The organism is Micromonospora sp. L5 (assembly GCF_000177655.2).
In the GTDB taxonomy this organism is placed as follows: Bacteria; Actinomycetota; Actinomycetes; order Mycobacteriales; family Micromonosporaceae; genus Micromonospora; species Micromonospora aurantiaca.
In genome coordinates this window covers 6,152,396-6,164,634 of sequence record NC_014815.1, presented here as the reverse complement: position 1 = coordinate 6,164,634, position 12,239 = coordinate 6,152,396, and the positions used below count along the sequence as shown (strand labels likewise).

At 73.4% G+C, this 12,239-nt stretch carries 12 protein-coding genes; 10 read left to right on the top strand and 2 right to left on the bottom strand.

From position 1 onward, the window contains the following. Positions 1–25: 25 nt before the first annotated feature. The 7 genes from ML5_RS28445 to ML5_RS28415 are packed head-to-tail and all read left to right on the top strand — an operon-like array spanning position 26 to position 7,519. Positions 26–982 carry an ABC transporter permease gene (locus ML5_RS28445; protein WP_013285836.1) on the top strand — a complete coding sequence of 319 codons (957 nt, stop codon included), beginning with the start codon at positions 26–28 and terminating at the stop codon, positions 980–982. After that, complete coding sequence (locus ML5_RS28440) at positions 982–2,940, top strand: dipeptide/oligopeptide/nickel ABC transporter permease/ATP-binding protein (protein ID WP_013477147.1); 1,959 nt, start codon at positions 982–984, stop codon at positions 2,938–2,940. The genes ML5_RS28445 and ML5_RS28440 overlap by 1 nt, the downstream gene beginning before the upstream one ends. Continuing rightward, the gene (locus ML5_RS28435) at positions 2,937–4,004 is read left to right on the top strand and encodes an ABC transporter ATP-binding protein (protein ID WP_013285838.1); all 1,068 of its coding nucleotides are present in this window, start codon (positions 2,937–2,939) and stop codon (positions 4,002–4,004) included. The genes ML5_RS28440 and ML5_RS28435 overlap by 4 nt, the downstream gene beginning before the upstream one ends. Continuing rightward, complete coding sequence (locus ML5_RS28430; RefSeq protein WP_013285839.1) at positions 4,001–4,939, top strand: dihydrodipicolinate synthase family protein; 939 nt, start codon at positions 4,001–4,003, stop codon at positions 4,937–4,939. Before ML5_RS28435 ends, ML5_RS28430 begins: the two co-directional genes overlap by 4 nt. Positions 4,940–4,941: 2 nt before the next feature. After that, complete coding sequence (locus ML5_RS28425; protein WP_013477146.1) at positions 4,942–5,871, top strand: ROK family protein; 930 nt, start codon at positions 4,942–4,944, stop codon at positions 5,869–5,871. Next, positions 5,868–6,557 carry an N-acetylmannosamine-6-phosphate 2-epimerase gene (locus ML5_RS28420; protein WP_013477145.1) on the top strand — a complete coding sequence of 230 codons (690 nt, stop codon included), beginning with the start codon at positions 5,868–5,870 and terminating at the stop codon, positions 6,555–6,557. Before ML5_RS28425 ends, ML5_RS28420 begins: the two co-directional genes overlap by 4 nt. Beyond that, complete coding sequence (locus ML5_RS28415; RefSeq protein WP_013477144.1) at positions 6,548–7,519, top strand: acetylxylan esterase; 972 nt, start codon at positions 6,548–6,550, stop codon at positions 7,517–7,519. Before ML5_RS28420 ends, ML5_RS28415 begins: the two co-directional genes overlap by 10 nt. Here the strand turns inward: ML5_RS28415 and ML5_RS28410 are convergent. Both ML5_RS28410 and ML5_RS28405 read right to left on the bottom strand, forming a co-directional pair. Further along, complete coding sequence (locus ML5_RS28410) at positions 7,516–8,559, bottom strand: polyprenyl synthetase family protein (protein WP_013477143.1); 1,044 nt, start codon at positions 8,557–8,559, stop codon at positions 7,516–7,518. The two genes, ML5_RS28415 and ML5_RS28410, sit on opposite strands and share 4 nt — an antisense overlap. A 7-nt stretch (positions 8,560–8,566) precedes the next feature. Beyond that, positions 8,567–8,977, bottom strand: a complete 411-nt coding sequence (locus ML5_RS28405) for a hypothetical protein (RefSeq protein WP_013477142.1) — start codon at positions 8,975–8,977, stop codon at positions 8,567–8,569. A 175-nt stretch (positions 8,978–9,152) separates the two neighbouring features. Between ML5_RS28405 and ML5_RS28400 the strand changes: the two genes are divergently transcribed. From ML5_RS28400 to ML5_RS28390, 3 genes are read left to right on the top strand one after another with little or no spacing between them, the layout of a single operon-like run. Then, entirely contained in the window at positions 9,153–10,715 is a 1,563-nt protein-coding gene (locus ML5_RS28400; protein ID WP_013477141.1) for a phenylacetate--CoA ligase family protein, read from the top strand. A gap of 3 nt (positions 10,716–10,718) precedes the next feature. Next, the gene (locus ML5_RS28395; protein ID WP_013285846.1) at positions 10,719–11,159 is read left to right on the top strand and encodes a hypothetical protein; all 441 of its coding nucleotides are present in this window, start codon (positions 10,719–10,721) and stop codon (positions 11,157–11,159) included. Further along, positions 11,156–12,238 carry a GNAT family N-acetyltransferase gene (locus ML5_RS28390; RefSeq protein ID WP_013477140.1) on the top strand — a complete coding sequence of 361 codons (1,083 nt, stop codon included), beginning with the start codon at positions 11,156–11,158 and terminating at the stop codon, positions 12,236–12,238. Before ML5_RS28395 ends, ML5_RS28390 begins: the two co-directional genes overlap by 4 nt. The last annotated feature ends 1 nt before the right edge of the window (position 12,239 follow it).

The following is a 12,239-nucleotide window of genomic DNA, read 5'->3' as shown; positions in this document are numbered from 1 at the left end:
CGCCCCGCCACGAGAAAGAGAATCCATGCTGACCGTCCTGAACCTGGTCGCACGACGATTCCTGACGCTGATCCCCCTGGTGCTGGGCATCACGCTCTTCGTCTTCGTGATCATGCAGTTCTCCCCGATCGACCCGGCGTTGTCAGTCCTCGGTGACCAGGCCACGCCGGCGCAGGTCGAGGCGTTCCGTGCCGCCAACGGCCTGAACGACCCGCTGCCGCTGCGCTACCTGCACTTCCTCGGCGACCTCGTCCGCGGCGACCTCGGCATGACGTTCCCGCCGTCGGTCCCGGTCGCCGAGAAGATCGCCATGGCGCTGCCGCTGACCATCCAGCTCACCGCGCTCGGCGTCGTCGGCGCGCTCGTCATCGCGCTGGCGCTCGGCATCCCGGCCGCCCTGTACCGGGACCGCTGGCCCGACCAGGTCATCCGGATCGTCTCCATGGCCGGCATCGCCACGCCCTCGTTCTGGCTGGCCCTGCTGTTCATCCAGGAGTTCTCCGTCCGCCGACCGATTTTCCCGACCGGCGGCTACGTCAACCCCGCCGACTCGGTCGGTCTGTGGTTGCAGTCGCTGGCCATGCCCGCTCTGGCGCTGGCCGTACCGGTCGGCTGCTCGCTGGCCCGCATCGTCCGCACGTCGATGGTCGAGGAACTCGACAAGGACTACGTCCGCACCGCGATCGGCGCCGGACTGCCGCCGCGCGTGGTGATCGGCCGCAACGTGCTGCGCAACGCGCTGGTCAACCCGCTCACCGCGCTCGGCCTGCGGATCGGCTACCTCATCGGCGGCACCGTCGTCATCGAGGCCATCTTCTCGCTACCAGGCATGGGCACCCAGATCATGAGCGCCGTCCAGCAGAACGACACCGCGCTCGCCCAGGGCACCGTGCTGACCATCGCGCTGTGCTTCGTCCTGGTGAACCTGGTCGTCGACATCCTCTACCTCTTCGCCAACCCCCGACTGCGCGGAGGCCACTGATGCGCCGGTCCCTCACCACGCGGCTGTCCCGCCCCGGCATGGCCTTCGCCCGGCTCGGTCTCGCGGCCCGGTTCGCGCTCGGCTTCGTCGCGCTCATCGTCGTGGTCGGCGTGCTCGCCCCGCTGCTGCTGCGCCACGACCCCACCCAGACAGGGCTCGGACCGGCGCTGACCGGCCCGAACGGCGACTTCTGGTTCGGCCTGGACAAGCTCGGCCGCGACGTCTTCTCCCGGCTGGTCGCCGGCACCCGGCGCTCCCTGATCGTCGGGTTCGGCGCGGCCGGCATCGCGCTGGTGCTCGGCGCGATCCTCGGCGCCGTCGCCGGCAGCAGCCGCACAGTCGTCGACGAGATCATCATGCGCTGCCTCGACGTGGTCATGGCCTTCCCCACGATCGTGCTCTCCGCGCTGCTGATCATCTCGTTCGGCAAGAACAGCCTGCTGGTCCTCGTCATCGCGATCGGCTTCGTGTTCACGCCGTCGGTCGCGCGCATCGTCCGCGCCAACGTGCTGTCCCAGTACGGCGAGGACTACGTGGCCGCCGAGCGCATCATCGGTGCCCGGCGACCGCACATCCTCTGGCGGCACGTCCTGCGCAACTGCGCCGCCCCGATCCTCGTCTTCGTCACCGTCATGGTGGCCGACGCGATCGTCTTCGAGGCGTCGCTGTCCTTCATCGGCGGCGGTCTCGCCCCGCAGGAGGCGGCCTCCTCGTGGGGCTCGGTGATCGCGTTCGGCAAGGAGATGGTGCAGATCGGCGGCTGGTGGGCCACGTTCTTCCCCGGCCTGCTGATCCTGCTCACCGTGCTGGCGCTCAACGTGCTCTCCGAGGGCATGTCCGACGCGTGGGCCGCCCCGGCCGCGCGCCGTGCCACGTCCACCACCAGCGGTGACGCGCTGGAGCAGGCGAAGCCCGGCACCGGCGAGGTGGTCGAGCTGCCGGGTCTCGCCGAGGCGGCGCAGCGGCTGCGCGAACGCGCTCGTCCGCTGCCGCAGGGCAAGCCGGTCCTTCAGGTCAGCGACCTGTCCATCGGCTTCGAGGGCCGCCACCGCGGCGTGGACATCGTCGACGGGCTCTCCTTCGACGTCCGCCCCGGCGAGGTCGTCGGCCTGGTGGGGGAGTCGGGCTCCGGCAAGTCGCTCAGCGTCCTCGCGGTGATGGGCCTGCTGCCGCAGGGCGCCCGGGTACGCGGCGAGATCCGCTTCCAGGACACGAACCTGCTGACGCTGAACGCCAGGGGCCGCCGCGCCCTGATGGGCCGCGAGATCGCCATGGTCTACCAGGACGCGCTGTCGGCGCTGAACCCGGCGCTGCGCGTCGGCGCCCAGCTCGCCCAGATGATCCGCCGCGGCGGCACCCGCTCGGCCGAGGAACTGATGCGGCTGGTCGGACTGGACCCGCAGCGCACGCTCGCCGCGTACCCGCACGAGCTGTCCGGTGGGCAGCGGCAGCGCGTGGTGATCGCCATGGCGCTGTCCCGCGACCCGAAGCTGATCATCGCGGACGAGCCGACCACCGCGCTCGACGTCACCGTGCAGGCCCAGGTGATGAAGCTGCTGCTGGACCTGCGCGAGCGGCTCGGCTTCGCCCTCATCCTGGTCAGCCACGACCTCGCCCTGGTCAGCGACGTCTCCGACCGGGTCGTGGTGATGTACGGCGGGCAGATCGTGGAGACCGGCGTGACCGCCGACGTGATGGAGGCACCCGCCCACCACTACGCCCGCGGCCTGCTCGGTTCCGTCCTGTCTCTGGAGACCGGCGCGGAACGGCTCACCCAGATCCGCGGCGTGGTGCCGTCACCCGCCGACTTCCCGAAGGGCTGCCGGTTCTCCGACCGCTGTCCGATGGCGACCGAGATCTGCCGGGACACCGCACCCGCCCTGGAGGGGACGGACGGCCACGGGTACGCCTGCCACCACCCCGCCGTCACCGTCAGCGAGAAGGAGCTGGCCCGATGAGCGCCACCGCCGAGCACCGGCCGATCGCCGAGCTGAGCGACGTGCACGTGGTGCACGCCGCGCGCGGCGGCGGCATGTTCAGCCGGGAGAAGGTCTACGCGCTCACCGGCGCCGACCTGGTCATCCGGGCCGGCGAGACGGTCGGCATCGTCGGCGAGTCCGGCTGCGGCAAGTCGACGCTCGCAAAGGTGCTCGTCGGCCTGCAACGGCCGACCGCCGGCACGGTGTCGTTCGCCGGCAAGGACGTGTGGTCGATGAGCGCCGCCGAGCGGCGTGAGCACATCGGCGCGGGCGTCGGCATGATCTTCCAGGACCCGGCCACCTCGCTGAACCGCCGCATGCCGGTACGCGACATCCTGCGCGACCCGCTCGACGTGCACCGCCGGGGCACCCGGCAGCAGCGCGAGCAGCGGGTGGCCGAGCTGATGGCCCTGGTGGGCCTGCCCCGCTCGGTCGCCGACGTGCTGCCCAGCCAGCTCTCCGGCGGCCAGCGCCAGCGGGTGTCAATCGCCCGCGCGCTGGCCCTGGAACCGGGACTGGTCATCGCCGACGAGCCGACCAGCGCGCTCGACGTGTCGGTGCGGGCCCAGATCCTCAACCTGCTGCTGGACCTCAAGGACCGGCTCGGCCTGGCGATGGTGCTGGTGTCGCACGACATCCAGACCGTCAAGCGGGTCAGCGACCGGGTCGTCACCATGTACCTGGGCCGCATCGTCGAGCAGACGCCCGCCGACCTGCTGCCCGAGGGTGGCCGGCACCCGTACACCCGGGCGTTGTTCTCGGCCACGCCGGGCCTGCTCTCCCCGATCGAGCCCATTCCGCTCGTCGGCCCGGTCCCGTCGGCCACCCGGCCGCCGAGCGGCTGCCCGTTCCGGACCCGCTGCTGGGCCGCCACCGACGGCTGCGCCGTGGACATGCCGGCGCCGCGCCCCGCCGAGGGCGAGGGCCACGAGTTCCGCTGCCACCACCCGGTGCCCGCCGGAACCGCCAACACCGAACTGGTCGCGCTCGCCACCTCGGCGACCGGCCGCACCACAACTGAGTCTGTCGAGGAGAACCTGTGACCACCCCAGCCCCGCGGTTCGCCGGAGTCGTGCCGCCGGCCGTGACCCCCCTGACCGATGAGGGCGAGGTCGACGTCCACTCGCTGGAACGGCTGGTCGAGTGGCTGCTCGACGCCGGCGTCGACGGCATCTTCGCCCTCGGCAGCTCCGGCGAGACGGTCTTCCTCACCGACCGGCAGCGGGACCTGGCCCTGGAGACCATCGTGAAGACCGCCGGCGGTGCCGTGCCGGTCATCGCCGGCTGCATCGAACCCACCACCCGCCGGGTCGTGGAGCGGGCCGAGGCGTCCACCCGGCTGGGCGCGGACGGCCTGGTCGTGACCGCGCCGTTCTACGCCATCGTCGGCCCGCACGAGATCGAGCGGCACTTCCGCGCGGTCGCCGCGGCGGTCGAGCTTCCCCTGCTGGCGTACGACATCCCGGTCTGCGTGCACAGCAAGCTCTCCGTCGACCTGCTGACCCGGCTCGCCGCCGACGGCGTGCTCGCAGGTGTCAAGGACTCCAGCGGTGACGACGTCGCGTTCCGCCAGCTGGCGCTCGCCGTCGCCGAGCACGCGCCGGAGCGCGACTTCAGCCTGCTCACCGGCCACGAGGTGGTGGTCGACGCGATGATGCTCGCGGGCGGCTCCGGCTCGGTGCCCGGACTGGGCAACGTGGACCCGGCCGGGTACGTGCGGCTGCACCGCGCCTGCATGGCCGGCGACTGGGCCGCCGCCCGCCGGGAGCAGGACCGTCTGACCCGGCTGTTCCGCATCGTCGACGCCGCCGACCCGGCCACCTCGGCGGGCGCCACCCGGGGCGTCGGCGCCTTCAAGACCGCGCTGTCCCTGCTCGGCGTCATCGCCGGCAACGCGGTGTCGCTGCCGCTGCGGCCGCTGGACGCCGCCGAGACGGGCCGCGTGCGTACCCAGCTGGAACTGGCCGGGCTGCTCTGACCATGCCCGAGGTGAGCACGACCGGTCTGGTCGCCGCGCTCGACATCGGCGGCACCAAGACCACCGCCGCCCTGGTCACCGCCTCCGGCGAGGTCGTCGGCCGGCGCACCGCGCCGACGCCTGGTCGCTCCGGCGCCGCCGCGGTGCTCGACACCGCCGCCGGCCTGGTGGAGAAGCTGCGGGCGGATGCACCGGGCGTCGTACGGGCGCTCGGCGTCGGCAGCGCCGGAGTCATCGACAGCGGCTCCGGCCTGGTGCTGTCCGCCACCGACGTGCTGACCGGGTGGACCGGCACGGATCTGCGCGGCGACCTGAGCCGGCGCCTGGGCGTGCCGGTCACCGTGATCAACGACGTGCACGCCCACGCGCTGGGCGAGGCGCGTCACGGCGCCGCCGCCGGGTACGACACAGTGCTCTACGTCGCCGTCGGCACCGGTGTCGGGGCGTCGTTCGTCCTCGGCGACACAGTGCTCGCCGGTGCGCACAGCGCCGCCGGGCACGCCGGGCACCAGCCGTCCCCGTACGCCGGAACGCTTGCCTGCACGTGCGGCGGGCGCGGGCACCTGGAGGCGATCGCCGCCGGTCCCGCACTCACCGCCGAGTACGTCCGGCGTACCGGCCGGCCGGTGGCCGACCTGCGGGCCGTCGCCGCGCTCGCCGCGGACGGCGACGAGGCGGCCCGGGAGGTCGTCCGGCTCGGCGGCGCGGCTGCCGGTTCCGCCGTCGGCGGCCTGGTCAACGTGCTCGACCCCGCCGCCGTGGTGATCGGCGGCGGCGTCACCGGCCTCGGTGAGCCGTGGTGGCGGGCGCTGCGCGACGCGGTGCGCGCCGAGACGCTGCCCGGCCTGGCCGGCGTGCCCGTGCTCGCCTCCACCCTCGGCCCCGACGCGCCGCTGCTCGGCGCCGCCTCGCTCGCCTGGAAGGTCTCATGAACGCGCTCGTCGACCAGCTCCGTGACCGCCTGGTCGTCTCCTGCCAGGCGTACCCGGGTGAGCCCATGCGCGACCCGGACACCATGCGCCGGGTCGCGCTCGCCACCGCCCGGGGCGGCGCCGCCGGCATCCGCGCCCAGGGACTGGCTGACATCGCCGCCATCCGCGCGGCGGTGGACCTGCCGCTGATCGGGCTCTGGAAGGACGGCGACGACGACGTCTTCATCACCCCGACGCTGGAGCACGCGCTCGCCGTCGCCGACGCCGGGGCGCACGTCGTCGCGCTCGACGGCACGTCCCGGCCCCGGCCCGACGGCCGCACCCTCGCCGACACGATCGCGGCCGTGCACGAGCGCACCGGCGCGCTGGTGATGGCCGACTGCTCCACGCTGGACGAGGGCATCGCGGCGGCCGCCGCCGGCGCCGACCTGGTCGGCACCACGCTCGCCGGCTACACCGCGTACACCACCAAGGGCGACGGGCCGGACCTGGACCTGGTCGCCCGGCTCGCCGCCGCGGTCGACGTCCCGGTGGTCGCCGAGGGACGCATCCACACGCCGGAGCAGGCCGCGCAGGCGCTGCGGGCGGGCGCGTGGACGGTGGTGGTCGGCACCGCCATCACCCACCCGAGCACCATCACCGGCTGGTTCGCCTCCGCCGTACGGGAGGCCGCGTCGTGCCGCTGACCGACCTCGACCTGGCCGGCTGCCTCGCGTACCGGCCGGAGCTGGACGTGCCGGCGGACCTGGACGCGTTCTGGTCGCGCACCCTCGGCGGCGGCGGCGACCCGGAGGCGGCGGTCTACGAGCCGGTCGACACCGGCCTGACCCAGATCCGCACGTACGCCGCCACGATCCCCGGCTTCGGCGGCGAACCGGTACGCGGATGGCTGCACCTGCCCGCCGGGGCCGACGGGCCGCTGCCCTGCCTGGTCGAGTACCTCGGCTACGGCCGGGGCCGCGGCCTGGCGCACGAGAAGCTGTTCTGGGCGGCGGCGGGCTTCGCGCACCTGATCATGGACAGCCGGGGCCAGGGCTGGAGCGCCGCCACCGGCGGCACGCCCGACCCGCACCCCTACCCGACCGGCACCGTGCCCGGCTTCCTCACCCGGGGCGTCGCCGACCCGGCCGACCACTACTACCGGCGGCTCATCACCGACGCGGTGCGCTTCGCCGAGGCCGCCCGGCGGCACCCCGCCGTCGACCTCGCGCGGGTGGCGGTCACCGGCTTCAGCCAGGGCGGCGGCCTCGCTCTCGCCGCCGGCGCGCTGTGCCCGGACGTCGCCGCCGTCATGCCGGACGTGCCGTTCCTGTGCGACATCCGCCGGGGCGTGCGCGTCGCCGGCCCGGACAGCCCGTACGCCGAGGTCGTCGACTACCTCGCGCTGCACCGCGACCGCGCCGACCAGGTGTTCCGCACCCTGTCCTACCTGGACGCCGCGGTGCTCGCGCCGCGCGCGACCGCGCCGGCGCTGTTCTCGATCGCCCTGCGGGACCAGGTCTGCCCACCGTCGACCTGCTTCGCCGCCTACCACCGCTACGGCGGCGACAAGGACGTGCGGGTGTACGAGTTCAACGACCACGAGGGCGGCGAGGCCGAGCACCAGCGCGAACAGCTCACCTGGCTGCGCGGCATCCTGGGCGGCTAACGCGCGCGTTCCACCACGTAGTCGGTCAGCTCCAGCAGGAAACGGCCGTCGTCGGTGTCGGCAGCGTCGCCCAGCGCCCGCTCACCCTCGCGCCGGGCGGCCAGCGCGAGATCCCGGGCGCTGCGCCGCGCCGACTCCACACAGTCGTACGCGAGCAGCCGCCCGTGCAGCCAGCGCACCTCGGCGTCGGTGCGCTCCGCACGGGTCCGGCTCAGCAGGCGGACGAGCCGTTCGCGTTCCTCCGGTGTGCACCGCCGCATGAAGTCGATCAGGATCAGCGTGCGCTTGCCCTCCCACAGGTCACCGGCGATCTCCTTGCCGTACCGGGCGTAGTCGCCGGTGAGGTTGAGCGCGTCGTCCTGGATCTGGAACGCCGCACCCAGGTACCAGCCGTAGCGGTCCAGCACGTCGACCGCGTTCTCCCGGCCGGTCGCCACGAGGATCCCCGTGCGGCACGGGTAGATGCACGTGTACCAGGACGTCTTCTTCAGGCACATCCGGTAGTAGTCGTCGGCGTCCAGGTCGCACACGTTGTCGCGGATCCAGCCGATCTCGATGGCCTGCCCCTCCAGCGAGTGGCGCATCATCAGCTCGGTCTCGGTGAACAGCCGCCAGGCGATCCCGGAGCCGAGCGCCGCCCGGTTCGCCGCCAGCCGCCGCAACGCCAGCAGGTTCGTCATATTGCCGACGTTCAGGGCCACGCCCACGCCGTACTCGGCGTGCAGGGTCCGCCCACCGCGCCGCTGCTCGCTTTCGTCCTGGATGTCGTCGTGGATGAGGAAGGCGTTGTGGAACAGCTCCACAGTCACCGCGGCGTTGAGGCCCACCGCGTCGCCGCCGCCGAACGCCCGGCACGTGGCCAGGCACAGCGCGGCGCGCAGCCCCTTGCCCCACCGCCGTGGGTACTCCGCGACCAGGTCGTAGAGGTATCGCGGGCCGCCGTCGGGCACGTCGTCGAGCAGCGCGCCGAGGGCGAGCCCGCGATAGCGCTCCAGCATCCGTTCCACGTGCCCGCCGGCCACCCCGGTGGTCGGCGCCATCGCGCGGCTACCGGTCCGTCGGCCGCTTCGGGGCCGGCGACGCGAGCCGGTCCGCGAGCCCGTTTGCGACCTCGGGGGCCAGCCGCGCCAGATTGAGTACGGTGTCCAGCGCGTCGTGGGCATCCGAGGTGTACCGCCGGATCACCTCGCCGCGCTGGTCGTCGGCCATCTTCAGTTGCCCGACCACGGTGTCGATCAGGGCGTGCCCGTCGGTGCGGACCCGGGCGACGAGCTCGTCGAACGCCTCCGGGTCCACGCGCCGGCTCTCGGTCAGCTTCTCCTCGAGCCGCCGGGCGCCGGCCAGCCCCGCCGCGAGTTCCTCCTCCAGCACCGTGGCCGCGTGGGTCACGGTCTCCGAGGTCTCCTCGGCCACCTTCTCGAAGCGCTCGTTCGTGCGCTCACGCTCCACGTTCTCCATGCGGCGGAGTCTCCACCCGGCTCCGGGCGGCGGGCTAGGCATGTGTCGCGATGGTGACTGACGGTAATGATGGCGAGCTCGGCTCGCCATCCGGCGGTGACTGGGTACGCGTACTCAGCGCAGTACCGTCCCGTCGCTCATGTGCGGGCGCGGCGGCGTCGACAGGATGCTTGTCATGGCCGAGACGCTGCACCGACACGCCGCTGCACGTACCGTCGACACGCCCCTGCCCGCCGAGGCCGCGCTGGCCCCCGCCGGCCGCGCGGTCGCCGCGCTGGCCCGGCTCGTCGCCCACCACCCGGCCGGCTGGCGCTGGCTGGCCCGGCGCCACCACCCGGTCCTCGACCGGCTCGCCGCCGCGAACGCGCGGTCGACCTGCGTGCGGGCCGCCCGGCGGGTGCCTGCTTACCAGGCGTTCCTGCGGGCCCGCCCGGGCGGCCTGCGCCGCCGGCTGCGGGACTTCCCGGAGACCGACAAGCACGGGTACGTCATGGCGTACGACGCCTCCGCCCGCTGCCGGGACGGGCGGATGCCGGATCGGGGCGTGGTGGTCGACGAGTCGGCCGGCTCGTCCGGGCGGCCGTTCAACTGGCCACGCGGCGAGCGGGAACTACGGGCGGTGCACCGGGACATCGCCGGCTACACCGGACTGGCGTTCCCGATGCGCCGGCCGTTCGTGATCAACGCGTACTCGATGGGCGCCTGGGCGACCGGCACCACCACCGGTGCGGCGATGGCCCGGATCGCGACCGTGAAGAACACCGGCCCGGACCTCGGGAAGATCGTCGACACGCTGCGCGAGTTCGGTCCCGGCCACGACTACCTGGTGACCGCGTACCCGCCGTTCCTCAAGCACCTGCGGGACCGGCTCGACGCCGAGGACTTCCAGTGGTCGCGGTACCGGATCTTCGCCAGTTGCGGCGGCGAGGGGATGACCGAGGCACTGCGCGACTACCTGGAGCAGCGGTTCGTGCGGGTGCGCTCGGCGTACGGGGCGTCGGACCTGACCATCGGCATCGGCGCGGAGACCCGGTTCACGGTGTGGCTGCGGCGGCGGCTGCGCACCGACGCGGGACTGCGCGCGGAACTGCTCGGCCGGGGCGAGCAGCGGCTGCCGATGGTGTTCCAGTACAACCCGTTCGCCACCTACCTGGAGACGAACGAGCGGCGGGAACTGCTCTGCACTGTGGCCAGCCCGCACGTGCTCCAGCCCCGGCTGCGCTACAACGTCGGCGACGAGGCGCTGCTGGTGCCGTACCGGCGGATCGTCGAGCTGGCCAACGCCGACCCGGTACGCCGCGCCGAGTTCCGTACCGCGGTGGCGGAGGAGCGGATGACGCTGCCGCTGCTGCTGTTGTTCGGCCGCAGCGACTCCACCGTGTCCTACCTGGGCGCGAACCTCTACCCGCAGGACGTCGAGTACGGCCTCTACACCGGCAACCCGTACGCCGCCGAGATCAACAGGTTCTGTCTCACGCTGCACGAGGACGCGGCGCTGGAGACCCGGCCGGTGATCCACGTCGAGCTGCGCCGCCCGCTGGACGCCGCGGCACGCGCGGCGCTCGCCGACGCCTGCCGCGACGGGGTACGCGCGCACCTGACCTCGGTGTCGCGGGACTTCGCGCAGTCCCTGGTGGAGGACCCGACCGCCGGCGACCTGCGGGTCGAGCTGCACGAACCGGACGGCGGCCCGTTCGCCGACATGCAGAAGCTCAAGAACGTCTACCTGGTGAGGTGAGCGATGCGTACCCGTGACTTCTCCCGCGCCCCCGCGCAGGCCCGCGCCGGCGCCATGTTCATCGGCGGCACCCGGTACGCGAACCCGCTGGTGCTGCTGCGCCTGGCCCCCGACTGGATCCGGATGGTGCGCGACATGCGCCGGATGTCCGGCTACTGCTGGCACACCGTCTACTGGCAGTTCCCGCTGACGCTCGGCACGATCGCGTTCTTCACCGACCGGGACGCGCTGCTGCGCTTCGCCCGGACCCGGCACCACCGCAAGCTGATGATGTGGCTGACCGACGGCGACCGCAACGCCACCGCCGGGTTCATCCGGCTCTACACCGCCTCCCCGGACGGCTACTCCAACGGCGCGTGGCGGGCCGAGGACGGCGCGATGGGCCACATCGAGCGGTTCACGCCGCTGGGCGCGGAGACGACCGGACCGGCGGTGCGCCGGTGACCGGCCACCGGTTCGAGCGCGTGACCGGCCGGCGCGGCCTGCGCGACTTCCTCGCCCTCACCGACCGGCTGTACGCCGACGAGCCCCGGTACGTGCCGACGCCCCGGCAGCAGATCCGCCGCTGGTGGCGCGACGGCGTGCCGATGTACGTGCTGCGCGACGCCACCGGCACCGTGGCCGGGCGGACCACACTGCACACCGACGCGGACTTCGACGCCGAGCTGGGCCGCCGCTGCCAGCTGTTCGGGCTCACCGAGTTCACCGCGCCCGCGGCCGGGCCGCTGTTCGACGCGATCGGCGCGTACGCGACGCCGGGCCGGGACCTGCTGTTCGGGCCGGTGGCGCTGCTGCCCAACCAGGCCGGCGGCGTGATCACCTCCGGGTACGCCGACCGGGGTTTCGTGGACAGCGCGTGGAACCCGCCGTACTACCCGGACGCGTACGAGGAGAACGGGTTCGCCGGGCGGTTCGTCTCCGACACGTGGATCTGCCCGGTCCCGCCGCCGGTCGAGCCGCCGCCCGCGCTGGGGGTCCAGCCCGACGGCGCGCGGCTGGAACTGCACCGGGGTAACACGCGGCGGCTCGACGAGCAGCTCGACCTGCTGCGCGGGATGCTCAACGACTCCTTCGCCCAGCTCGGCTACTACACGCCGATCTCCGCGGCGCAACTGCGGCGGCAGACCGACGGCCTGGCGTACCTGCTGGACGAGTCGCTCCTGCTCTACCTGACCCGCGACGGGCGGCCGGTGGCGTTCGTGCTCTGCGTGCCGGACATCAGCGACTTCCTGGTCGCGGTCCGCGGCGACCTGAACCCGGTCAACCAGCTTCGGCTGCTGGCCACCCGCCGCCGGTACCGGCGGGAGGCAGTGCTGATCGTCAAGGGCGTGGTGCCGGAGTTCCAGGGGCGCGGCTACCAGCGGCTGCTCTCCGCGCACCTGCACCACAACCTGCACGACGGCGGCTACACGGCGCTGCGCAGCACGTACGTCGGGCGGGACAACCCGGCGTCGGCGGCCCAGTACCGGCGCCTCGGCGGGCGCCCGCTGCACGGCTACGCGTTCTACGCCAGGGAGCGGTGAG

Coding starts and splice junctions, on each gene's coding strand:
- ML5_RS28445 (WP_013285836.1), top strand. CDS start 26: ATGCTGACCGTCCTGAACCTGGTCGCACGACGATTCCTGACGCTGATC.
- ML5_RS28440 (WP_013477147.1), top strand. CDS start 982: ATGCGCCGGTCCCTCACCACGCGGCTGTCCCGCCCCGGCATGGCCTTC.
- ML5_RS28435 (WP_013285838.1), top strand. CDS start 2,937: ATGAGCGCCACCGCCGAGCACCGGCCGATCGCCGAGCTGAGCGACGTG.
- ML5_RS28425 (WP_013477146.1), top strand. CDS start 4,942: ATGCCCGAGGTGAGCACGACCGGTCTGGTCGCCGCGCTCGACATCGGC.
- ML5_RS28420 (WP_013477145.1), top strand. CDS start 5,868: ATGAACGCGCTCGTCGACCAGCTCCGTGACCGCCTGGTCGTCTCCTGC.
- ML5_RS28410 (WP_013477143.1), bottom strand. CDS start 8,559: ATGGCGCCGACCACCGGGGTGGCCGGCGGGCACGTGGAACGGATGCTG.
- ML5_RS28405 (WP_013477142.1), bottom strand. CDS start 8,977: ATGGAGAACGTGGAGCGTGAGCGCACGAACGAGCGCTTCGAGAAGGTG.
- ML5_RS28400 (WP_013477141.1), top strand. CDS start 9,153: ATGGCCGAGACGCTGCACCGACACGCCGCTGCACGTACCGTCGACACG.
- ML5_RS28395 (WP_013285846.1), top strand. CDS start 10,719: ATGCGTACCCGTGACTTCTCCCGCGCCCCCGCGCAGGCCCGCGCCGGC.